The sequence below is a fragment of the Micromonospora arida genome, assembly GCF_003857035.1.
GTDB lineage: Bacteria > Actinomycetota > Actinomycetes > Mycobacteriales > Micromonosporaceae > Micromonospora > Micromonospora arida.
Genome location: NZ_QGSY01000198.1, coordinates 18,386 through 38,696, shown reverse-complemented (window position 1 = coordinate 38,696; position 20,311 = coordinate 18,386). Strand labels below are relative to the sequence as shown.

Annotated in this window: 22 protein-coding genes; 11 read left to right on the top strand and 11 right to left on the bottom strand. The window is 71.1% G+C overall.

Annotated features, from left to right (window positions below; translation table 11 throughout):
- Positions 1–30: 30 nt before the first annotated feature.
- The gene (locus DLJ58_RS18885; protein WP_124858212.1) at positions 31–480 is read right to left on the bottom strand and encodes a hypothetical protein; all 450 of its coding nucleotides are present in this window, start codon (positions 478–480) and stop codon (positions 31–33) included.
- 146 nt (positions 481–626) lie between these two features.
- Between DLJ58_RS18885 and DLJ58_RS18880 the strand changes: the two genes are divergently transcribed.
- Positions 627–1,823 carry an epoxide hydrolase family protein gene (locus DLJ58_RS18880; protein ID WP_124858210.1) on the top strand — a complete coding sequence of 399 codons (1,197 nt, stop codon included), beginning with the start codon at positions 627–629 and terminating at the stop codon, positions 1,821–1,823.
- A gap of 5 nt (positions 1,824–1,828) precedes the next feature.
- On the opposite strand, the gene DLJ58_RS18875 is transcribed toward DLJ58_RS18880, so the two are convergent.
- The gene (locus tag DLJ58_RS18875) at positions 1,829–2,695 is read right to left on the bottom strand and encodes a metallophosphoesterase family protein (protein WP_124858208.1); all 867 of its coding nucleotides are present in this window, start codon (positions 2,693–2,695) and stop codon (positions 1,829–1,831) included.
- A 140-nt stretch (positions 2,696–2,835) separates the two neighbouring features.
- Between DLJ58_RS18875 and DLJ58_RS18870 the strand changes: the two genes are divergently transcribed.
- On the top strand, positions 2,836–3,687 hold the full coding sequence (locus tag DLJ58_RS18870) for an alpha/beta fold hydrolase (protein WP_124858206.1): 852 nt from the start codon (positions 2,836–2,838) through the stop codon (positions 3,685–3,687).
- Between the two features lie 89 nt (positions 3,688–3,776).
- On the opposite strand, the gene DLJ58_RS18865 is transcribed toward DLJ58_RS18870, so the two are convergent.
- From DLJ58_RS18865 to DLJ58_RS18840, 6 genes are read right to left on the bottom strand one after another with little or no spacing between them, the layout of a single operon-like run.
- Complete coding sequence (locus DLJ58_RS18865) at positions 3,777–4,793, bottom strand: methyltransferase (RefSeq protein ID WP_124858204.1); 1,017 nt, start codon at positions 4,791–4,793, stop codon at positions 3,777–3,779.
- A gap of 42 nt (positions 4,794–4,835) precedes the next feature.
- Entirely contained in the window at positions 4,836–5,465 is a 630-nt protein-coding gene (locus DLJ58_RS18860) for a hypothetical protein (protein WP_124858202.1), read from the bottom strand.
- Entirely contained in the window at positions 5,462–6,868 is a 1,407-nt protein-coding gene (locus DLJ58_RS18855) for a selenium-binding family protein (protein WP_124858200.1), read from the bottom strand. Before DLJ58_RS18855 ends, DLJ58_RS18860 begins: the two co-directional genes overlap by 4 nt.
- A gap of 14 nt (positions 6,869–6,882) precedes the next feature.
- Positions 6,883–7,614: an ABC transporter ATP-binding protein gene (locus tag DLJ58_RS18850; protein ID WP_124858198.1), complete on the bottom strand. Its 732-nt coding sequence runs from the start codon at positions 7,612–7,614 to the stop codon at positions 6,883–6,885.
- The gene (locus tag DLJ58_RS18845) at positions 7,587–8,420 is read right to left on the bottom strand and encodes an ABC transporter permease subunit (RefSeq protein WP_124858196.1); all 834 of its coding nucleotides are present in this window, start codon (positions 8,418–8,420) and stop codon (positions 7,587–7,589) included. The genes DLJ58_RS18850 and DLJ58_RS18845 overlap by 28 nt, the downstream gene beginning before the upstream one ends.
- Positions 8,417–9,394 carry an aliphatic sulfonate ABC transporter substrate-binding protein gene (locus DLJ58_RS18840; RefSeq protein WP_124858194.1) on the bottom strand — a complete coding sequence of 326 codons (978 nt, stop codon included), beginning with the start codon at positions 9,392–9,394 and terminating at the stop codon, positions 8,417–8,419. Before DLJ58_RS18840 ends, DLJ58_RS18845 begins: the two co-directional genes overlap by 4 nt.
- A 189-nt stretch (positions 9,395–9,583) precedes the next feature.
- Between DLJ58_RS18840 and DLJ58_RS18835 the strand changes: the two genes are divergently transcribed.
- Positions 9,584–10,759 (top strand): LLM class flavin-dependent oxidoreductase, encoded by a 1,176-nt coding sequence (locus DLJ58_RS18835; RefSeq protein WP_124858192.1) that lies wholly within the window; start codon positions 9,584–9,586, stop codon positions 10,757–10,759.
- Positions 10,760–10,793: 34 nt separating this feature from the next.
- Here DLJ58_RS18835 and DLJ58_RS18830 read toward each other — a convergent pair whose 3' ends face one another.
- Both DLJ58_RS18830 and DLJ58_RS18825 read right to left on the bottom strand, forming a co-directional pair.
- Positions 10,794–11,339, bottom strand: a complete 546-nt coding sequence (locus tag DLJ58_RS18830) for a GNAT family N-acetyltransferase (protein ID WP_244219017.1) — start codon at positions 11,337–11,339, stop codon at positions 10,794–10,796.
- A gap of 38 nt (positions 11,340–11,377) precedes the next feature.
- Positions 11,378–11,788 (bottom strand): hypothetical protein, encoded by a 411-nt coding sequence (locus DLJ58_RS18825; RefSeq protein ID WP_124858190.1) that lies wholly within the window; start codon positions 11,786–11,788, stop codon positions 11,378–11,380.
- A gap of 323 nt (positions 11,789–12,111) precedes the next feature.
- Between DLJ58_RS18825 and DLJ58_RS18820 the strand changes: the two genes are divergently transcribed.
- Genes DLJ58_RS18820 through DLJ58_RS18795 form a run of 6 tightly spaced genes read left to right on the top strand, consistent with a single transcriptional unit; the run spans position 12,112 to position 16,725 of the window.
- Positions 12,112–12,414, top strand: a complete 303-nt coding sequence (locus DLJ58_RS18820; protein ID WP_030335444.1) for an urease subunit gamma — start codon at positions 12,112–12,114, stop codon at positions 12,412–12,414.
- Positions 12,411–12,758 (top strand): urease subunit beta, encoded by a 348-nt coding sequence (locus tag DLJ58_RS18815; protein WP_124858188.1) that lies wholly within the window; start codon positions 12,411–12,413, stop codon positions 12,756–12,758. Before DLJ58_RS18820 ends, DLJ58_RS18815 begins: the two co-directional genes overlap by 4 nt.
- The gene (locus tag DLJ58_RS18810) at positions 12,755–14,458 is read left to right on the top strand and encodes an urease subunit alpha (protein ID WP_124858186.1); all 1,704 of its coding nucleotides are present in this window, start codon (positions 12,755–12,757) and stop codon (positions 14,456–14,458) included. The genes DLJ58_RS18815 and DLJ58_RS18810 overlap by 4 nt, the downstream gene beginning before the upstream one ends.
- A complete protein-coding gene (locus DLJ58_RS18805) occupies positions 14,458–15,234 on the top strand; it encodes an urease accessory protein UreF (protein ID WP_124858184.1) in 777 nt (258 codons plus the stop codon). Before DLJ58_RS18810 ends, DLJ58_RS18805 begins: the two co-directional genes overlap by 1 nt.
- Complete coding sequence (gene ureG, locus DLJ58_RS18800; protein ID WP_357004777.1) at positions 15,224–16,009, top strand: urease accessory protein UreG; 786 nt, start codon at positions 15,224–15,226, stop codon at positions 16,007–16,009. Before DLJ58_RS18805 ends, ureG begins: the two co-directional genes overlap by 11 nt.
- Entirely contained in the window at positions 16,009–16,725 is a 717-nt protein-coding gene (locus DLJ58_RS18795; RefSeq protein ID WP_124858182.1) for an urease accessory protein UreD, read from the top strand. The genes ureG and DLJ58_RS18795 overlap by 1 nt, the downstream gene beginning before the upstream one ends.
- 276 nt (positions 16,726–17,001) lie before the next feature.
- Here the strand turns inward: DLJ58_RS18795 and DLJ58_RS18790 are convergent, their stop codons facing one another.
- Positions 17,002–17,466, bottom strand: a complete 465-nt coding sequence (locus DLJ58_RS18790; RefSeq protein ID WP_124858180.1) for a MarR family winged helix-turn-helix transcriptional regulator — start codon at positions 17,464–17,466, stop codon at positions 17,002–17,004.
- Positions 17,467–17,562: 96 nt separating this feature from the next.
- On the opposite strand from DLJ58_RS18790, the gene DLJ58_RS18785 reads away from it, so the two are divergent.
- Both DLJ58_RS18785 and urtA read left to right on the top strand, forming a co-directional pair.
- A complete protein-coding gene (locus DLJ58_RS18785; protein ID WP_124858178.1) occupies positions 17,563–18,645 on the top strand; it encodes a substrate-binding domain-containing protein in 1,083 nt (360 codons plus the stop codon).
- Between the two features lie 419 nt (positions 18,646–19,064).
- Complete coding sequence (gene urtA, locus DLJ58_RS18780) at positions 19,065–20,309, top strand: urea ABC transporter substrate-binding protein (protein ID WP_124858176.1); 1,245 nt, start codon at positions 19,065–19,067, stop codon at positions 20,307–20,309.
- Positions 20,310–20,311 lie beyond the last annotated feature (2 nt).

Genomic DNA, 20,311 nt, shown 5'->3' with positions numbered 1-20,311 from the left:
GTGCTGGTGGCCCGACTGATCCTGGCGGCGTCAGTGCTCCCAGAGGTTATCGGTGCGGAAGTACCTGGCGGTGAACTGCTCTTCCACCGAGGCGGTGTCCGTCTCGGCTGTCCACCAACCTGGCCAGACGTCGACGCCGGAGGGCGCGCTGATGGCAGTCAGGACGGTGGAGCACCGGTGGCAGCGCCGAGGCGCGGAGTCCCGGAACCGCCCGCCGCAGTCGCATGGCCGCAGTCGCTCCTCAAGTGCCGCCATCAGCGTGGGGTAGGCGTCGTCCCGGGACGGCAGCGCGTCCGCAATGGCCGTGCACGTGCTGTCGTAGTAACTGACGTCGACCCGCATCGGGCAGCTGTCGCAGTAGAGGAAGTAGCAGTCAAGCAGCGGCGAGTGGTCGAGGCGGTAGAGCCGTTCGTGGCACTCCGGACAGGTGATTTCCGCACCGTTCAGCCAGTTGTCGTCGAGCTCGTCCGGTTGGCTCACCGGTTGATCATTCCACGGGTCTGACGCGGAGGCGCGTCGGCGATTCGCGTTTGGGCCCGAGTACCACTGGCCCGCTGTGAGACTGGGCGAGTGCCGGCGCTGTCGGTGATCGGCACTGTCCGACTCGACCTGGCGAGGTGGGGAAGATGTCCAACGACAACGAAATTCGTCCCTTCCGGCTCGACACATCGGAGGACGCGATCGCCGATCTGCGTCGCCGGATCGCGGCCACCCGCTGGCCTATCCGCGAGTTGGTCACCGATCGCTCGCAGGGGGTGCAGCTGGCGACGATGCAGGAGCTGACCCGCCACTGGATGACCGATTACGACTGGCGTGCGTGCGAGACGAAGCTGAACTCGCTGCCGCAGTACACGACGAACATCGACGGGGTCGAGATTCACTTCATCCACGTGCGGTCGCAGCATGAGAACGCCCTACCGCTGATCATGACGCACGGCTGGCCGGGCTCGGTAGTCGAGCTGCTCGGGGTCGTCGGCCCGCTGACCGACCCGACGGCGCACGGCGGCACGCCCGAGGACGCGTTCCACCTGGTGCTGCCATCGTTGCCCGGCTACGGCTTCTCCGGCGAGCCGACCGAGTCCGGCTGGAATTCGGCGCGGATGGCACAGGCGTGGGCGAAACTCATGGACCGCCTCGGTTACCCGCGCTACGTCGCGCAGGGTGGCGATGTGGGGGCCGCCGTCACGGATGCCATGGGGCGTCAGGGACCCGAGGGGCTGCTCGGCATCCACGTCAACCTGCTCGCCGGGGCGGTCGGCATCAAGGACAAGTTGCCGGCGAATTCCGAGCAGGAACGCGCCGCGCTCGACGCGCTCAAGCTGTTCTCGATGGACGGGTTCGGCTACTTCCTGGAGCAGTCCACCCGGCCACAGACGATCGGCTATTCGCTGCTGGACTCACCTGTCGGGTTGGCGGCCTGGATGCTCGACCACGACACGGACAGCTACTACAAGATCTCCCGCGTGTTCCTCGACGGTGAGCCGGCCGGCGGTCTCACTCGGGACAGCATCCTCGACAACATCACGCTGTACTGGTTGACGGGCACCGGTGCGTCGTCCGCCCGGTGGTACTGGGAGCAGGGGCGGTTTCAAGCAGCGGCCCAGGCAGCCGGTCAGGCTCCGCCGCCGGTCACGGTGCCGGTCGCCTTCACCACGTTCCCCGGCGAGATCTGGGCCGCTCCACGGAGCTGGGCCGAGGCTGTCTACCCCGGCATCGCGTACTTCAACGAGGCCGACCGCGGCGGGCACTTCGCGGCCTGGGAGGAGCCGGAACTCTTCTCCGCCGAGGTGCGGGCCGCCTTCCGGCCACTGCGGAAATCCTGACGACCTCAACCGCTGACGGACGAGCGCCGGCGTCTGTCGTCGGCCGGGTGGATGGTGCGTACCGGGTCGGGTACCGGCCCTCGGGGCTGCCACTCGCGGGGGTAGCCGAGGGAGACCTCCTCGAAACGCACCCCGTCGTGGAACGTAGTGCGGGGGATGTGCAGGTGCCCGTACACGACTGTGGCGGCGTCGAAGCGCAGGTGCCAGTCGCTGGTGCGGACGGTGCCGCACCACTGGGCGAACAGCGGGTACCGCAGGACGTCGGTGGGTTCGCGCACCAGCGGGTAGTGGTTGACCAGCACCGTCGGCAGCGCCGGGTCGCGTTCGACCAGCCGGCGTTCGGTCTCGGTGACCCGGGCGTCGCACCACGCCTCCCGGCTCGGGTACGGGTCGGGGTGCAGCAGCGCCTCGTCGGTGCACACCACACCGGCCTTGTATGCCAGGGCCAGTGACTCCTGCTGGGTTTGTGCCTCGGGCACCCGGAACGTGTAGTCGTAGAGCACGAAGAGCGGGGCGATCGTGGCCGGGCCGCCGTCGCCGTCCCACACCGGGTACGGATCCTCCGGGGTGACCACCCCCAACCGCCGGCACATCCGGACCAGCTCGCGGTAGCGCTCCTCGCCGCGCAACGTGACCGGGTCACGCGGCGGCGTCCACAGCTCGTGGTTGCCCGGTGCCCAGACGACCCGTGCGAACCGACTGCTCAGTAACCCGAGTGCCCACTCGATGTCGGCGAACCGGTCGGCGACGTCCCCGGCGACGAGCAGCCAGTCGCCGGCGTTGTCCGGGTGCAGCTCCTGGACGAACGCGCGGTTCTGAGGGTGCCCGACGTGCAGGTCGCTGACGGCCCGCAGCCGGGGCGGAAGTTTCACCCTCCGAGGTTAGGACGGTACGGGTGGTTCGCGGAACCTCTGCGCCTGCCGTTCGGGCCGATCTGTCGACCCGCATATCCGGAGACCCGACGGGAAAGCGCGGGGCGTCCGACAGCCCGAGACCGGAGCAGGAGACAAACATGCCTTTCATTACCGTGGGGACGGAAAACTCCGCGCCCATCGACCTGTACTACGAGGACCACGGTTCCGGTAAGCCGGTGGTGCTGATCCACGGCTTCCCGTTCAATGGCGCGACCTGGGAGAAGGAGACACGGGCGCTGCAGAACGCCGGATACCGGACGATCACCTACGATCGCCGCGGTAACGGTAACTCCGCCCAGCCGGCCTTCGGGTACGACTACAACACGTTCGCCGCGGACCTGGACGTGTTGATGACCGAGCTGGACCTGAACGAGGTGACTCTGATCGGTCACTCGATGGGCACCGGCGAGGTGGTCCGTTACCTGGGCAACTACGGCTCGCAACGGGTCAGCCGGGCCGTGCTGCTCAGCCCGCTGCAACCGATGCTGGCCAAGGCGAGCGACAACCCGGAGGGCGTCGACCGGAGCCTCTTCAAGGGTTTCCAGGACGCCATCATCAAGGACCGGTTCGCCTACCTGACGTCCTTCTGTGACGCGTTCTTCAACCCGGACCAGAACATGGGCAAGCGGGTCAGCGAGGAGGCGTACCGGGCGCACTGGCAGATCGGCGCGATGGCCTCCGGCAAGGCCACCCACGACAGTGTGGACGCCTGGCAGGAGGACTTCCGCCCCGACCTGCCGAAGATCAACATTCCGGTGCTGATCGTGCAGGGTGACCAGGACCGGGTGCTGCCCTACCCGGTGACCGGCCAGCGGCTCGGGCCGATGATGCCGACCGCCCAGCTCATCACGCTCAAGGGTGCACCGCACGGCATCCCGTGGACCCACGCCGACGAGATCAACAAGGCGGTCCTGGACTTCATGAAGCAGCCGGCCAAGGCTCGCGCCTGACCCGTACCGGTAGCCGATCGGACGCCCGCGCCGTAAGGCGCCGCGACACCCGGCCCGCGGTTCGCACCGGGGCCGGGTGTCGTCGTCGGTCAGGGCCGGCGGGCCACCACCGCGCCGTTGGCGCCCGGCGCGTCGAACGGCACGGTACGCACGTCGACGAAGCCGGCGTCGCTGAGCCAGGCGGCGTACTCGGCACCTGAATAGTTCCGGCCGCCCTCGGTCTCGACAAGCATGTTCATCCCCATCAGGGCCGCCTCCGGAGGTCCGGTGCGTTCGTCGTTGAGCAGCAGTTCGCAGACGACGATCGCCCCGCCGGGCGGCAACGCCGCGTGGCACCGGGCCAGCAACGCCCGGTTCGTCGGCTCGTCCCAGTCGTGCAGGATCATGCTGAGCAGGATGACGTCGTGCCCGTCCGGCAGCGCCGGGTCGGCGAGGAAGTCGCCGCCCACCGCCTCGATCCGCCCGGTCAGGCCGGCCTCCGCGATCCGCTCCCGGGCCCGGACGCAGACGTGCGGCAGGTCCAGGACCGTCGCCCGCAGGTCGGGCAGGCGGCGGCAGAACTCGATCGGGAACGCGCCGGCCCCGCCGCCCACGTCGAGCAGCCGGCGGTGCGCGGAGAAGTCGTAGGCGTCGGCCAACGCGCTGGCGGTGAAGCTGGACGTGGAGAACATGGCGTCCCAGAACTGCGCCAGCATCTCCGGGTCGGCCGTGTCGAACATCGACTGTTGAGCCTCCGGGTCCCAGGTCAACGGCCGGTCCGTGCGCAGGGCCTCACCGATGCGGTGCCAGGGCAGGTAGGTCCGCAGGTCCGAGTAGCGGACCTGCGCGCCGAAGTAGTACGGGCGACCCTCGACCAGGAACTGCTCGGCCAACTCGGTGTTGCGGTAGCCGTCGCCAGCCTTCTCCAGCAGCCCCAGCGAGGCGCTGGCGGCCAGCAACAGGTCCGCCGGCCGGTCCGGCAGCCCGAACTCGGCGGCGGCCTGCTCGACGGTCATCGTCCGCCCGCCGGCCAATCGGGTGAACAGGCCGAGCTCGACGCCGGCCGCGAGGGTCTTGAACCCCCACACACCGGCCACCAGGCGCATGAGGGGAGTGGGAGTGATCATGCCGACATGAAAGCACAGTTCGAGTGCTTCCACGATGGACTGTCACGCTCTGATCAGCGTCACCAACCCTGCGGCCACCAGCACCCCGGCCCAGAGCCGGTCCACGTTGAACCAGGCCCGACGCAGCACACCGACCCCGAACACCTGGTAGACCAGCAGCGCCACGGCCAGGGCGACGCCGAGCATGGCCACGGTGTGCACCCCGGCCGCCGCGAGGCCGGACAGCGCGCCCACCGGCGCGGCGGCCAGGTGCCCGGAGTGACCCCCGGGCACCGGCTCGGCCACCAGCACCGGCAACAGCATCAACCCCGCGCCGTGCGCCGACGACATCAGGAACGACCAGGCGGCGAGCTGCGCCGCCGACAGCCGCATCCCCGCCCAGCGGAAGTGCCGCTCCGAGAGCAGCCGCCACAGCCCGAAGGCCACGAGCACCCCACCGCCGATCACCGCGAGGGCGCTGCTCGCCGTCACCGACCGGGTCGCCGAGACCAACGCGGCGACGATGGCCACCGAGGCGAGATGCCCCGCGGCGATCGGCGGCAGGGCGCGCAGCAACGCCAGCCGACTGCGCTCCTGTAGGCCCCGGGCCACCGCGAACAGCCAACCCATCGCCGGGTTCAGACCATGGAACGCGCCGAGCGCGGCGAGCGTCGCCAGGGTGGTGACGGTCACGGATAGCAGTACGAGTCGGAGGAGGCGTCCCCGCCCTGCAACCGGGTCTGGTGCACCCGCAGGCCCCGGAACTCGTCCCCGTGCGGGAAGAACCGCTCATCCGGGGTGAGCCCACCGGCGTCCACGTCGACGTCGAGCTTGGCCAGCCAGGCGCCCACCCCGTCGGGGTAGAACTGGTCGTCCCACGCACCGTAGAGCGAATTGCTGACGTAGACCCGCCGGCCGTCCCGGCTGACCTCCACCATCTGCGGGCCACCGGCCAACGCCTCGTCCGGCGCGGACGGGTGCGCGGTGCGGCGGACGATCCCACCGAGGTGCACCGAGCCCGTCTGCACCGGGTGCAGCGGATTGCTGACGTCGTACTGGCGCAGCTCACCGGTGCCCCAGCAGGAGACGTAGAGGAACCTGTCGTCGACCGACAGGTCGATGTCGGTCACCAGCGGCGGCACCGCCCCGAACGGCTTGAGCAGGTCGGGCAGGTTCGCCGGGTCGGCCGGCTCGGCCGGGATGTCGATGACCTTGGTGACCGCCCAGGCGTCCCCGTCGCGGTGCCAGAGCCAGATCGAAGCGGACAGGTCCTCGACGCTGATCACCACCCCGACGAACCCGTACGACTTCGTCGGATCGTGCGCCGGCCGCAGCTCCAGTGGCATCTGGTGCTGGTCACCGAGATCGATCCGTTGGACGTGCCGGCGTTTCGCGAGATCCCAGAAGTGGATGGCGTGCCCGTAGCGTCGGCCCAGCAGCAACTCACCGATGATGCCGTCCTCGATCATCGACGGGGTGCCCCACTCGCTGGTGACCAGCACGTCCTGGGTGAGATGCCACCACACGTCGTACGCCAGGAACTGCGGCCCCCGGTCGGCCTCCCACGCCCCGCGGACCTCGAACGTGGTGTGGTCGAGGATGGCGATGCCACCCGGACCCTCCGCACCGTCCGCGCCGCCGAGAGCGGAGAGGTAGATGCCGTCCGGGCCGCAGTGCACGGTGTGCGGCCGCGAGTAGCCGGCCCGCTTCGCCAACTCCTCCGCCCCGATCACCTTGACGATCTGCGGCTGGCGCGGATCGGGCTGGGTGTCGAGCACGTGGATGCGCGACGACCGCAGGCCGGGGACGATCAGGTAGCGCCGCTCGACGTGCGGGTGCGGGGCGGTCGGGCAGAGCGCGCTGCTGCACGCGTTCCAGCCGAAGTGGTGCAGCTCGTCACCGACGTACGGCAGGTCGGTCCAGCCGACGACCCGGCCGTAGTCGGGGGAGTCGGGGTCGGTGTCGAGCACCACGATGGCGTCCGGGCGGGTGGCCGTCCGGTCGAAGGCCGCCACGTAGGCGAGCTTCTCCGCCGGTGCGGTCACCGCCTCCCGGGGCGAGGGGTAGAACGTGGGGTCGGGGGTCCAGCGGGTCATCACAGCTCCGCTCGTCAGGTGGTGGGAACGCCGAGTCGGTCGAGCAGGTGGCGGCGCAGCGCGCCGAAGGCCGGGTCGTCCGGCGTACGGGTGGGGCCGAGGTCGACGGGCAGTTCCGCGGCGATGCGGCCGTCGTCGAGGAGCAGGATCCGGTCGGCGAGCAGCAGAGCCTCCTCCACGTCGTGGGTGACCAGCAGGGCGGCGAAGCCGTGCTCGGCGCGCAGCCGGCGCAGCAGGATCTGCATCCGCAGTCGGGTCAATGCGTCCAGGGCGCCGAACGGTTCGTCGAGCAGCAGCAGGTCCGGTTCGCGGACCAGGGCCCGCGCCACCGCCACCCGCTGCGCCTGCCCACCGGACAACTCGGCCGGCCAGGCACGATCCCGCTCGGCCAGACCGACCTCGGCCAGTGCCCGCCGGATCCGCCCCGGGCCGTCCGCGCCGGACAGCCCGAGCCCCACGTTCTCCGCCACGCGTTTCCACGGCAGCAGCCGGTGCTCCTGGAAGACCACGGCGGCGGTGCCGTGCACGACGCTCGTCCCGCTGGCCTCGCCGTCCAACCCGGCGAGAATCCGCAGCAGCGTGCTCTTGCCGGAACCGCTGCCGCCCAGCAGGGCCACCACCTCACCGCGGGCGATGGTCAGGTCGACCCCGGCCAGCACGACCGTCGGCCCGAAGGCCCGGCGCACCGCGTGGGCGGTGAGCACCGGCTCGGCGCCGTTCAGGTGGCCCGCAGTCCGCGACGCCATGTCAACATCCTCCTCTCCAGGACGCGCAACGCAAGGTCGGATATCAGCCCGAGCAGGGCGTAGACGAGCAGGCCGAGCACCACCACGTCGGTCTGGCTGAACTCCCGCGCCTCCATCATCAGAAAGCCGATCCCGGTCTGGGCGTTGACCTGCTCGCCGACGACCAGGCTGAGCCAGGCCGCCCCGATCGCCAGCCGCAGGCCGAGGAAGAGGGACGGCAGCGCGCCGGGCAGCACCACGTGCCGCAGTCGGGCGGCCTGCCCCAGACCACAGGTACGGGCGGCCTCCACCAGCCGCTCGTCGATGTCCCGGATGCCGGCGTAGGTGTTGAAGTAGATGGGGAAGAACGCGCCCAATGCCACCAGGCTGATCTTGAGCGATTCGCCGATGCCGACCCAGATGATCAGCAACGGGACCAGCCCGAGGTGCGGCAGCATCCGGGCCATCTGCACCGGCGGGTCGACCAGGTCGTCACCGAGCCGCAACAGCCCGGCCACGGTGCCCAGCACCAGGGCCAGGAGACCGCCGATCAGCAGGCCTGCCCCGGCCCGGGTGAGGGAGTCCAGCAGGTGGACGCCGAGCGTGCCGTCCCGGCTCAGTCGCCAGCCGGTGGCCAGGACGTCGCTGGGCGCGGGCAGCTTCTCGGTCGCCAGCAGCCCGGTCCGTGCGGCCAACTCCCACCCAAGGATCAGCACCACCGGGCTCACCACCCGCCACCAGCGCCGGGCCGGCCGCTGACGACGGCGTACGACAGGCGCCGCCGCCGCGACCTCTTCGGGCGCCTCGACGAGCGTCGTACGACTCACTGGAACACCTCGTTGAACCGGCCGTCGACCCGGGATCGCAGGTCGACCGGCCCCGGGATGAGTTCCAGGGCGATGAAGCTGTCGGTGATCGCCTGAAGTTCGTCGCCGATGGCCGGGGTGACCGGAGCGAGGGGCTTGGCGCTGCGGGCCAGAGCGCGGCTGGTGACGTCCTGCGGGATCTTCAGCTCCGGAGCGAGGGTGCTGGCTCGCTCCTCGGGGTGGGCGATGCCCCAGTCGGTCACCTCGCGGTAGCGCTGGAGGAACGCACGGATCTCGTCCGTCCGCTTGTCGACCGCCCGGGGCGTGGCCAGGACGTACTCGCGGTTGCTGGCCAGCCCGGTCGCGTCGGCGAGCACCTGGACCCCCGGTTGCTCGGCCAGGGCGAAGTACGGATCCCAGATCACCCAGGCGTCGATCTGCCCGCCGTCGAACGCGGGCCGCCCCTCGGCGGGCTTGAGGTATTTGACCTGGATGTCCTTCAGGGTCATGTTGTTCGCCTCCAGCAGCCGCACCAGCAGCCAGTGCACGTTGGACCCCTTGTTGAGGGCCACCGTCCTGCCCTTGAGGTCGGCGAAGCTGCGGTAGCCCCGGTCGGCTTTGACCAGCACGGCCTCACCCTGCGGAATCGGCGCCGAGGTGCCGATGACGGAGAACGGGATCTTCCCGGCGGCGGCGAAGACGGGTGGTGCCTCGCCGACCTGTCCGATGTCGATGGAGCCGGCCTTGAGCGCCTCGGTGAGCGCGGGGCCACTCTCGAACAGCGACCACTCCACATCCGGTGCGGCGCCGCGCGCCTTGACCAGGCTCAGCCCGCCGAAGCGCTGGTAGCCGATCCGGAGTTTGTCCTTGGTGCCGCCCGCATCGGCGGACCCGCCGCACGCGCTCACCGCGACCGTGGCGAGCAGCGCCACGGTGGTGAGCACGGCCGTCAGGAGGCGGCGTTGCGGGGGACGGCTCGTCGACGGGGTGGGCATGGCGGCTCCTCGGGTCAGGGCAGGCTGACAGCAGCGCATCGACAGGTGTCGGCGCCGGCAGTAGCCTACTAACCCGATAGGTTTTATGGGTAGGCTGTCGGCGGGATCGTCCCACCCCTCAGGAGGTGGCCGCCCGCCCCGCGCTTACCCGGACCCGCTACCCGCCGCCTCCACACGGAAAGAGCCGAGATGACCCTCACCTTCCACTGGTTCCTGCCCACCAACGGCGACAGCCGGGACATCGTCGGCGGCGGCCACGGCGTACCGACAGGCGCCGCCGGAGGCGCCCGTCCGGCCAGCGTGGCGTACCTCGGGCAGATCGCCCGCAGCGCCGAGCAACTCGGCTTCGTCGGCGCGCTCACCCCGACCGGCGCCTGGTGCGAGGACGCCTGGCTCAGCACCGCGATGCTCACCGAGGTGACCGAGCGACTCAAGTTCCTGGTCGCCTTCCGGCCCGGCCTGCTGGCCCCCACGCTGGCCGCCCAGATGGCCTCGACCTTCCAGCGGCTGTCCCGGGGCCGGCTGCTGCTCAACGTGGTCACCGGCGGTGAGTCGCAGGAGCAGCGGGCCTACGGCGACTTCCTGGACAAGGACGCCCGGTACGCGCGGGCCGACGAGTTCCTACACGTGGTGCGTGCGCTGTGGCGCGGCGAGACCGTCGACCACGACGGCACCCACGTCCGCGTCGAACAGGCACGACTGCACCGGCTGCCCGACCCGGTGCCGCCGGTCTACTTCGGTGGGTCGTCCGCCGCCGCCCTCCCGGTGGCGGTGCGGCACAGCGACGTCTACCTCACCTGGGGCGAGCCGCCGGCCCTGGTCGCCGACAAACTGGAGCGGGTCCGGGCGCTGGCCGCCCGCGCCGGGCGGGAGCTGCGCTTCGGCATCCGGCTGCACGTCATCGCGCGTGACACCGCGGAGCAGGCCTGGGCACAGGCCCAGCGCCTGCTCGACGGGGTCTCCGAGGCCGACATCCGGGCCGTTCAGGAGGGGCTGCGCCGCAGCGAGTCCGAGGGGCAGCGCCGGATGCTCGACCTGCACGGCGGCTCCCGCGACGGCCTGGAGATCGCCCCCAACCTGTGGGCGGGGGTCGGACTGGTCCGCGGCGGGGCCGGCACCGCGCTGGTGGGCAGCCACGCCGAGCTCGCCGACCGGATCGCGGAGTACCACGCGCTCGGCATCGACGAGTTCATCCTCTCCGGCTATCCCCACCTGGAGGAGGCGTACTGGTTCGGTGAGGGCGTGCTGCCGATCCTGCGCGACCGAGGGCTGTGGCGGCACCCCGACGGCCAGCCGGGGACCCCCGACCACGTCGACATCCCCTTCACCCGGGCGCCCGCGCCGCAGCCTGTCGTGGCCCGCTGACCGGCCGGCACGCGGCAACTGGCGCCACGGCCGTTTACAGGTCCATCGCGTACACCCGGACCTGGCGACCGGTGTCCGGCTGCACGGTCTCGCGCTCCAGCGACATGCCCAGCTTGACCATCACCCGCGCGGACGCCTCGTTGCCGACGACGTGGATGCTGACCAGCCGCCGCAGGCCGAGCTCGGCACGAGTGTGGGCGACAACGGCCTGGGCCGCCTCGGTGGCCAGGCCCCGACCCCAGTACGCGCGACCGAGCCGCCAGCCGATCTCCACGGCCGGCATGATCTCGGGCAGGAAGGTCGGCACCGCCAGTCCGGTGAAACCGGCCAGCTCGCCGGTCTCTTTGATCTCCACCGCGTACAGGCCGAAGCCGTGCTCGTCCCACTGCCGCTGATAAATGGCCAGACGCTCCGCCGTCGCGGCCCGGTCCAGGGTGCGGCCGTCATGGATGTAGCGCATCACCTCGGGCTGCGCGTTGACCTCGGCGAACCCGTCCAGATCATCGCTTCGCCAGCGGCGCAACAGCAGGCGCTCAGTGTTGAGGGACGTGGCATCAAGGGAGTTTGTCAGCTCAGGCACGTCCCCTTCTAGCATGTCGGCGTCCACGGAGCGATTGGTTATCTCGCGGCGGGTCGGCCGGTGAACCGCTTGCCGACCCGCCGCCCGGCGAGGCTCACCACAGTGCTGCCGACCGCCATCCCGACCAGCACCAGAATCCCCCCGACCACCCACAGCCCGCTGTCGTCGGTCCCGGCGGCCCGCCACGACCAGACCGCCGTGAACGCCACCGTCATCACCGGCGCCACCAGCCACGGACTGAGCCGCGTCCCGGCGAGCGCGGCCAGCACCACGAGCGTCAGCACGCAGCCGATCACCTGCCACGGCTCGTACGGGCCGCTGCTCGCGCCGGTCTGCGCGTCGACCGTGTACCGGGTGTCCCAACCCAGCCAGAGGATCCACGCCCCGACCGTGGCCGCCGCCAGGAACAGAACACCGAGCAGTGCGCGGGTACCCCTCGTCGCCGTCATCCGGCGATCATCCCCTGCCTGCCGCCCCACGGGAACACGGACCGGCATTCAACCGCCGACCAGCGTGATCCCCGATGGACTGTTGCCTCGGTCGGTGGCGATCCTCTACGGTCTGCTCAGCGGTGGGCGGTGCGGTCCGCATCCGACCCGACACCGCCGGTTGCCCGTCGTGCGGGCCGGGATGGTGGAGTCCCGGGTCGCCCCGTCGGCGGTGACCCGGCGGTCGTGTGACTCCCAGCTCGTCCCCTCGGGTCCTGGTGCCCGGGTGGCTCCGCGTGGAGCCGACGGCGAGCAGGGGCACGCCGACCCACCGGGAGAGCCCCGTGTTCCTCAGCCCGCACGAGCAGGACCGCCTGCTCGTCCACGTCGCGGCCGATGTCGCCCGCGCCCGCCGCGAACGCGGCCTGCGCCTCAACTACCCCGAAGCCGTCGCGGTGATCACCGCGTTCCTCCTCGAAGGGGCCCGCGACGGCCGGTCGGTCGTCGACCTGATGTCCGCCGGCCGGGCGGTGCTCGGTCGTGACGACGTCCAGGACGGCATCCCCGAGCTGCTGAGGGAGGTGCAGGTGGAGGCGACGTTCCCGGACGGCACCAAGCTGGTGACGGTGCACCACCCGATCCCGTGATCCCCGGGGAGATCCTGCCGGCGGCCGACCCGGTCGAGATCAACGTGGGCCGTCCGGTGACCACACTGCTCGTGGTCAACACCGCCGACCGCCCGGTGCAGGTCGGCTCGCACTACCACTTCGCCGAAGCCAATCCGGCCCTGTCGTTCGACCGGGGCGCGGCCTGGGGGCAACGACTCGCCGTGCCGGCCGGCACCTCCGTCCGGTTCGAGCCGGGCATCAACCGCAGCGTCGACCTCGTACCGCTCGGCGGGGCACGCGTCGTGCCGGGCCTGCGCGCAGAGTGCGCGGGGCCGTTGGACCCGTCGCCGCACCCGCCCACGGCCGCCGGGTCGCCGCGGTGAGCGCCGTGCGACGGGACCGCTACATCGACCTGTACGGGCCGACGACCGGTGACCGGATCCGACTGGCCGACACCAACCTGCTGATCGAGGTGGAGACCGACCACTGCGTGGGCGGCGACGAGGCGGTCTTCGGCGGCGGGAAGGTGATCCGCGAGTCGATGGGGCAGTCCCGTGCCACCCGCGCCGAGGGGGCGCTGGACACCGTCATCACCGGCGCGGTGGTGCTCGACCACTGGGGCGTGATCAAGGCCGACGTGGGGCTGCGCGACGGGCGCATCGTGGCGCTCGGCCGAGCCGGCAACCCGGACACCATGCCCGGTGTCCACCCCGACCTGGTCATCGGCCCGTCGACCGAGGTGATAGCCGGCAACGGGCGGATCCTCACCGCCGGCGCGGTCGACACCCACGTGCACTTCATCTGCCCGCAGATCGTCACCGAGGCACTGGCCAGTGGCATCACCACGATGGTCGGTGGCGGTACCGGGCCGGCCGAGGGGACCCGCGCGACAACTGTCACCCCGAACGGGTGGCACCTGGCCCGGATGCACGAGGCGCTGGACACCATGCCGGTCAACGTGCTGCTGCTCGGCAAGGGCAACACCGTCTCCAGCGAGGCGCTGTGGGAACAGTTGCGGGCCGGTGCGGGCGGTTTCAAGCTGCACGAGGACTGGGGCACCACACCGGCGGCGATCGACGCCTGCCTGCGGGTGGCGGACGCGTCCGGTGTCCAGGTGTCGATCCACACCGACACGCTCAACGAGGCCGGGTTCGTCGCCGACACCCTGCGAGCGATCGGTGGACGGGCGATCCACTCGTACCACACCGAGGGAGCCGGTGGCGGGCACGCACCGGACATCATCACCGTGGCGAGCGAACCGAACGTGTTGCCGTCGTCGACCAACCCGACCCGGCCGTACACCGCCAACACCCTGGCCGAGCACCTGGACATGTTGATGGTCTGCCACCACCTCAACCCGTCCGTGCCGGAGGACCTGGCCTTCGCCGAGAGCCGGATTCGACCGTCCACGATGGCCGCCGAGGACCTGCTGCACGACCTCGGCGCGATCTCGATCATCGGCTCCGACGCGCAGGCGATGGGCCGCGTCGGCGAGGTGATCATGCGGACCTGGCAGAGCGCCCACGTGATGAAGGACCGGGTCGGTGCGCTGCCGGGCGACGGGCCCGCCGACAACCACCGGGCCCGACGGTACGTGGCGAAATACACCATCTGCGCCGCGATGGCCAACGGGCTGGAACGGGAGATCGGCTCGGTCGAGCCGGGCAAGCTCGCCGACCTGGTGCTCTGGGACCCGGCGTTCTTCGGCGTCCGACCGCACCTGGTGCTCAAGGGCGGCATGATCGCGTACGCCCAGATGGGCGACGCCAACGCCTCGATCCCGACACCGCAGCCGATGCTGCCGAGGCCGATGTTCGGGGCGTACGGCGCGGCTGCGGCCGCCACCAGCCTGGCCTTCGTGGCCCCGGCGGCGCTGGACGCCGGGCTCCGCCTGGACGTGCGTCGCCGGGTGGTGCCGGTGAGCGACGTACGGTCGCGGGGCAAGGCCGACCTGCCGGAGAACAACGCGATGCCGCGCATCGAGGTGGACCCGGACACCTTCACGGTGCGGATCGACGGGCAGGTGGTGGAGCCGGACCCGGTGACCCGGCTGCCGATGGCCCAGCGGTACTTCCTGTTCTGATGGCGACGCCGAGCCTGCTGTTGTTGTTGGCCGACGGACGCTTCCCGGCCGGGGCGCACGCGCACTCCGGTGGTCTGGAGGCTGCCGTCGCCGCCGGCCGGGTCACCGACCTGGCGTCGTTGGAGGCGTTCCTGGCCGGACGACTGGCCACCGCCGGTCTGGTCGGAGCGGCGTTCGCGGCGGCCGCACACCGGGCGGCGGTGGCCGAGACAGCCGACTCGGCCAACCAGGCCCGGCCCGGCCGACGGTCGGACGCCCCGGCTGAGACTGCCGCTCGGTCGGGGGCGCCGGCCGGACCCGCCGCCCGGTCGGGGGCGCTGGCTCGGCTCGACGCGGAGCTGGACGCGCGTACCGCCGCCCCGGCGTTGCGGGCGGTCTCGCGCCGGCAGGGCCGGGCGCTGCTGCGTGCTGGCCGGACCATCTGGCCGGACGCCCCGTTCGCCGACCTGCCCGCGACGCCCGGTGGCGCACACCAACCGCTGGTGCTCGGGCTGCTCTGCGCCGCGGCCGGGCTGTCCCGCGTCGAGACCGCCACGATCGCCGCGTACGGGACGCTGACCGGGGCGGCCAGCGCCGGCGTACGTCTGCTCGGCCTCGACCCGTACCAGGTCCAGGCCCTGCTGGTCGGCCTGGCCGACGCCTGCGACGGCACGGCCGCCGACGCGGCGCGGGCCGCCGATGACCCACCGGAGCGGCTGCCGGCCGCCGCCGCTCCACTCGCCGACATCCATGCCGAAATCCATGCCACCTGGGAGGTGCGTCTCTTTGCGTCCTGACACCGTTGTGCCGAGCGCTGTGCCCGCCGTCGAACCGATCACGCCGCCGCCGGCCACCCCACCCCACGACGAGACCGTTCCGCACACCCATCCGGAGCCGGGGGTGGACCCCCATCCGCCGTTGGCGCGTGCCGGCCGTGCCCTGCGGGTCGGCATCGGTGGCCCGGTCGGTTCCGGCAAGACGGCCCTGGTGGCCGCCCTCTGCCGTGCCTTCGCCGACGAGTTGCGGCTTGGCGTGGTGACCAACGACATTTACACGACCGAGGACGCAGACTTCCTCCGGCGGGCCGGCGTGCTGGACCCGGCCCGGATCCGCGCGGTGGAGACCGGTTGTTGCCCGCACACCGCGATCCGTGACGACATCGGCGCCAACCTGGACGCCGTCGACGAACTGGCCGAGGCAGTCGGCCCGTTGGACCTCGTCCTGGTGGAGAGCGGTGGGGACAACCTGACCGCGACCTTCAGCCGAGGGCTGGTCGACCGGCAGATCTTCGTGGTTGACGTGGCGGGCGGGGACAAGGTGCCCCGCAAGGGCGGGCCGGGAGTCACCGCCGCCGATCTTCTCGTGATCAACAAGACCGACCTGGCGCCGATGGTGGGTGCCGACCTCGCCGTCATGGATCGGGACGCGCGAGCCCGGCGCGGCGACCTCCCGACCCTCTTCCTGTCCATCGTGGGAGACCCCACGGCAACGTCGGTCGCGGACTGGATCCGGCACGAGTTGGCCCACCACGCCGCCCTGCACCCACCGGTCGTGCCGGTCGGCCCGGCCTGATGCGAGCGCACGCTCGGCTGGTCGCCCGGGCCGACGGCCGGGGCGGCACGGCCCTGGTCGAGTTGCACGGCGAAACACCGTTGCTGCTGCGCCAGACCCCGACCGACGGTGGTGTCGCCACTGTGCACCTCGTCGGCGGGGCGGCCGGGCCGCTCGCCGGCGACGATCTGCGCCTGGAGATCGAGGTCGGGCCGGGCGCGGCCGTGCGGGTGCACAGCGTCGCCGCGTCGATCGCCCTACCGGGTCGCAAGGGTGCCGTCTCCCGGATGGCGGTGCGGGCGGTCGTGCACGCCGGGGCCACGCTGCACTGGCTTCCGGAACAGTTGGTCGCGGCGGCCGGCTGCGCGCACCTCGCCGAGTCCCGGATCGAACTGGCCGCCGGTGCGAGCCTGCGGTGGCGCGACGAGCTGATCTGCGGCCGGTACGGCGAGGCGCCCGGCGGCGCCGTCGTGCACACCCAGGTCGACTACGCGGGTCGACCACTGCTGCGCCAGTCCCTCGCGGTGGGACCGCACGCGCCGGGCTGGGCCGGCCCGGCGGTGCTCGGCGGCGCGCTGGCCACCGGCTCGTTGCTGGTGGTCGACCCGTCGCTACCCGCCGGACCCGCGGCGGTCGAGGGCGGTGTCGCCCGGCTGCCGTTGGCCGGCGGCCCAGCGACACTGTGGACCGCCACCGCAGCCGACGCGCACACCCTGCGCGCCCACCTCACCGGCTAGAAAGCCCTGTCGGTCCGCCTGGCCCCGTGGCCGTTCTGGAGGCGGACACTGCGGAGAGCGTGATGTCTGTGAGTCATCACGATGACTCACAGACATCACGCTCTCGGGCGGGTGGCCTTCGCGGTCGGGTGGCGTGTGTGGCTGGGTGGTGCTTGTGGTCGGTGGCGCTTGGGATCGGGTCGCGCTCAAGACCAGCCCGGGTCGCGATCCTTGCCGCGTCGGGAGCAGGTGAGACTGCCGCTCGCCCAGGAGGTCGGTCGGTGAGCCGGGGAGGGATCAGCGGTGGGGGCCGGACGCGTCGGCGTGTTCCCGTGGCCGGGCCGGGTCGAGACGGCCGATCAGGTCGTCGAGCTGGCTCACCATGTGGGCGGCGTGCGGCATACCCAGTTCGGCGATGCTGGCTCGGACTCGTTCGTCCAGGCGGGCGTGCTCGCGACGGCCCCGAGCGGTCAGGTACGCCCGGATGCGTCGGCGGTCGATCGGATCGATCCGGCGGAAGACGAGATTGCGGTCGACGAGCTGGTCGACCAGCTTGGTGAGGGTGCCCGGCGGCAGCGACGCCTCGATGGACACCTCGCTCATCGGGTGACCCTGGCCGTCGGCGAGCAGGCAGAGCACCCGCCATGCCTCGATGCTGATCGCGTCGTCGGCCAGAACGGCGCCCAGCCGGCGGGAGAGCAGCCGTTCGGCGCGGGTGAGCGAGCGCAGCAGGTCGGCTGGCGCCCCGGGCACGTCTGACATGAAACTCCCTGGTCCGGTGGCCCTGTCATGGTAGCGAGTCGTCCCGGTCAGTGGTGAGTGCTGGTCTTCGGTCCTGGGCCGGACAATCATGTGCTCATGTCCGCGCCGGCACCGCCGTGGCTGACCGTCGACCGTGCCGTGGTCAGCATCGCGCTGGTCTACCCGATGCGCGGGCCGGCCGGCATGTTCGGCCCCACCTGTGAGCTCTGCGCGCAGCTCGCGGTCGAGGAGATCAATCGGTGCGGTGGCGTGCTGGGCCGGGAGGTTCGCCTGGTGCCGGTCGACGGTGGCGCACCGCCGGCCGAGGTGGCCGCCGAGGTCGAGGCGTTGGTGTCGGTGGGGGCCGTGCAGGGGGTGACGGGGTGGCACATCTCCTCGGTGCGCCAGGCGTTGGCGCCCCGCGTCGCGCACCGGGTGCCGTACGTCTACACCGCACTCTACGAGGGCGGCGAACGCACCGAAGGGGTCTTCCTGACCAGCGAGACACCCGATGCTCAACTCTGGCCCGCGATGCGGCTGCTCGCCGGGGAGCAGGGCGTGCGCCGCTGGTTCGTGGTGGGCAACGACTACGTGTGGCCGCGCCGTACGTCGCGGGCGGCCCAGCGGTACGCGCTGCGCGGCGGGGGGCAGGTGGTGGGCCAGCACTTCCTGCCGCTGGACGCGCACGACTTCACCGAGGTCCTGCGCCGCATCGAGCACAGTGACGCGGACGCGGTGTTGATGCTGCTGGTCGGTGCCGACGCGGTGCGGTTCAACCGCGCGTTCGCCCGGTCCGGCCTGGACCAGCGCTGCCTGCGACTGAGCACTCTGATGGACGAGAACATGCTGCTGGCCAGCGGTGCTGGCGCGACCCGGAGGCTGTACAGCACGGCGGGTTTCTTCGCCGGGCTGGTCACCCAGGAGAATCTCGACTTCCACGGCGAGTTCGCGCGGCGCTTCGGGGTGGAGGCGCCGCCGCTGGGCAGCCTGGGGGAGTCCTGTTACGAGGGCGTCATGCTGCTCGCGGCGCTGATCGGCCAGGCCCGCACCCTCGACGTGCGGGCCATCGAGACGGCCGCCGACGCGGTCGCCTACCACGGGCCGCGCGGGCGGTTGCGGCTGCGCCAGCGGCACGTCCGGCAGCGCATCTACCTGGCCGAGGCCGACGGGCTCGACTTCACCGTGCTCGCCCAGCTCTGAACCGGGCACTGCCAGTCGGCCCCCCGACCCTTGACAGCGCCACCCGACACCGTCCTAAGATGCTTCCTGGGTGAAGTATCTGGCCACGGGGTCAGATCTCGCCATTGCGTGCCACCGTCGGCGGATTCGTCCGTCGACCATTGTGGTGGCACTTATCCTGCGTCTTTCTCAACGGCCGACACCGTTTCCTCCCCAACGGTGTCGGCCGTTTTTCGTGCGCGCCTCGACGGTCCCTCGGAAACAGTCAATTAAGGACCGGGAAACACCCGCGCAATCATGTCGGTCGACGCTTTCCCTGCCCATATCCGATCCGGTGCCCTGCGCGGCGTCCACCCGTCGACCTTGGCATCGCCCACGTCAGCTCCATCGGACCGCACCGACCGTCCTTACGCCACTTGAGTGCACCGCAGGGAGAGTAGATGTCAATATTCCGGGGCCGCCGCATCCTGGCGGGTGCCATGACCCTGGTCGCCGCGGCCGCGATGACCGCGTGCGGCAGCAAGACCACCGACGAGGGTGGCGCGACCGGCGTGACCGCCGACGTCTCCGGCGACACCGTCAAGGTTGGCCTGCTCAACTCGCTCTCCGGGACCATGGCGATCAGCGAGGTCACCGTCCGCGACTCCATCATGCTCGCCGTCGAAGAGATCAATGCGGCTGGCGGCGTCCTCGGCAAGAAGATCCAGCCGGTCGGTGAGGACGGCGCCTCGGACTGGCCCACCTTCGCCGAGAAGGCCGAGAAGCTCATCTCCGAGGACCGGGTGGCAGCGGTCTTCGGCTGTTGGACGTCGGCCAGCCGCAAGGCGGTCAAGCCGGTGTTCGAGAAGAACAAGGCGTTGCTGTTCTACCCGGTGCAGTACGAGGGACTTGAGCAGTCGCCATACATCTTCTACACCGGAGCGACGACCAACCAGCAGATCGTTCCCGGGCTGGACTACCTCAAGTCGCAGGGCGCCAAGTCGGTCTATCTGGTCGGTAGCGACTACGTCTTTCCGCGGACCGCCAACAAAATCATCAAGGCGTACGCCACGGCGAACGGGATGACCGTGCTGGGTGAGGATTACGCGCCGCTGGGCTCCACCGAGTTCGGCACCATCGTCAACAAGGTCAAATCGTCCGGCGCGGACGCGGTTTTCAACACGCTCAACGGTGACAGCAACGTGGCCTTCTTCAAGGAGTACAAGTCCGCGGGTCTCAGCGCCGCCGCGATGCCGGTGGTGTCGGTGTCGATCGCCGAGGAAGAGGTCAAGGGCATCGGCACGCAGTATCTGGAGGGCCAGTTGACGGCCTGGAACTACTACCAGACCACCCCGGGCGCGGCGAACTCGAAGTTCGTGGCCGCGTACAAGGCGAAGTACGGCGCGGACAAGCCGACCAGCGATCCGATGGAGGCCGCGTACGTCGGCGTGCACCTGTGGAAGGCGATGGTCGAGAAGGCCGGCACCTTCGACGTGGAGAAGGTCCGCTCCGCCTCGGACGGGATCACCTTCGACGCGCCGGAGGGTCTGGTCACCGTCGACGGCAAGACCCAGCACATCGCCAAGACCGCCCGGATCGGCAAGATCGGCGCGGACGGCCTGATCACCGAGGTGTGGAACTCCGGCAAGCCGGTCGCGCCGGACCCGTACCTGAAGACCTACCCGTGGGCGAGCGGCCTGAGCTGACG

Coding starts and splice junctions, on each gene's coding strand:
- DLJ58_RS18880 (WP_124858210.1), top strand. CDS start 627: ATGTCCAACGACAACGAAATTCGTCCCTTCCGGCTCGACACATCGGAG.
- DLJ58_RS18870 (WP_124858206.1), top strand. CDS start 2,836: ATGCCTTTCATTACCGTGGGGACGGAAAACTCCGCGCCCATCGACCTG.
- DLJ58_RS18865 (WP_124858204.1), bottom strand. CDS start 4,793: ATGATCACTCCCACTCCCCTCATGCGCCTGGTGGCCGGTGTGTGGGGG.
- DLJ58_RS18855 (WP_124858200.1), bottom strand. CDS start 6,868: ATGACCCGCTGGACCCCCGACCCCACGTTCTACCCCTCGCCCCGGGAG.
- DLJ58_RS18850 (WP_124858198.1), bottom strand. CDS start 7,614: ATGGCGTCGCGGACTGCGGGCCACCTGAACGGCGCCGAGCCGGTGCTC.
- DLJ58_RS18840 (WP_124858194.1), bottom strand. CDS start 9,394: ATGCCCACCCCGTCGACGAGCCGTCCCCCGCAACGCCGCCTCCTGACG.
- DLJ58_RS18835 (WP_124858192.1), top strand. CDS start 9,584: ATGACCCTCACCTTCCACTGGTTCCTGCCCACCAACGGCGACAGCCGG.
- DLJ58_RS18825 (WP_124858190.1), bottom strand. CDS start 11,788: ATGACGGCGACGAGGGGTACCCGCGCACTGCTCGGTGTTCTGTTCCTG.
- DLJ58_RS18805 (WP_124858184.1), top strand. CDS start 14,458: ATGGCGACGCCGAGCCTGCTGTTGTTGTTGGCCGACGGACGCTTCCCG.
- DLJ58_RS18795 (WP_124858182.1), top strand. CDS start 16,009: ATGCGAGCGCACGCTCGGCTGGTCGCCCGGGCCGACGGCCGGGGCGGC.
- DLJ58_RS18790 (WP_124858180.1), bottom strand. CDS start 17,466: ATGTCAGACGTGCCCGGGGCGCCAGCCGACCTGCTGCGCTCGCTCACC.
- DLJ58_RS18785 (WP_124858178.1), top strand. CDS start 17,563: ATGTCCGCGCCGGCACCGCCGTGGCTGACCGTCGACCGTGCCGTGGTC.
- urtA (WP_124858176.1), top strand. CDS start 19,065: ATGTCAATATTCCGGGGCCGCCGCATCCTGGCGGGTGCCATGACCCTG.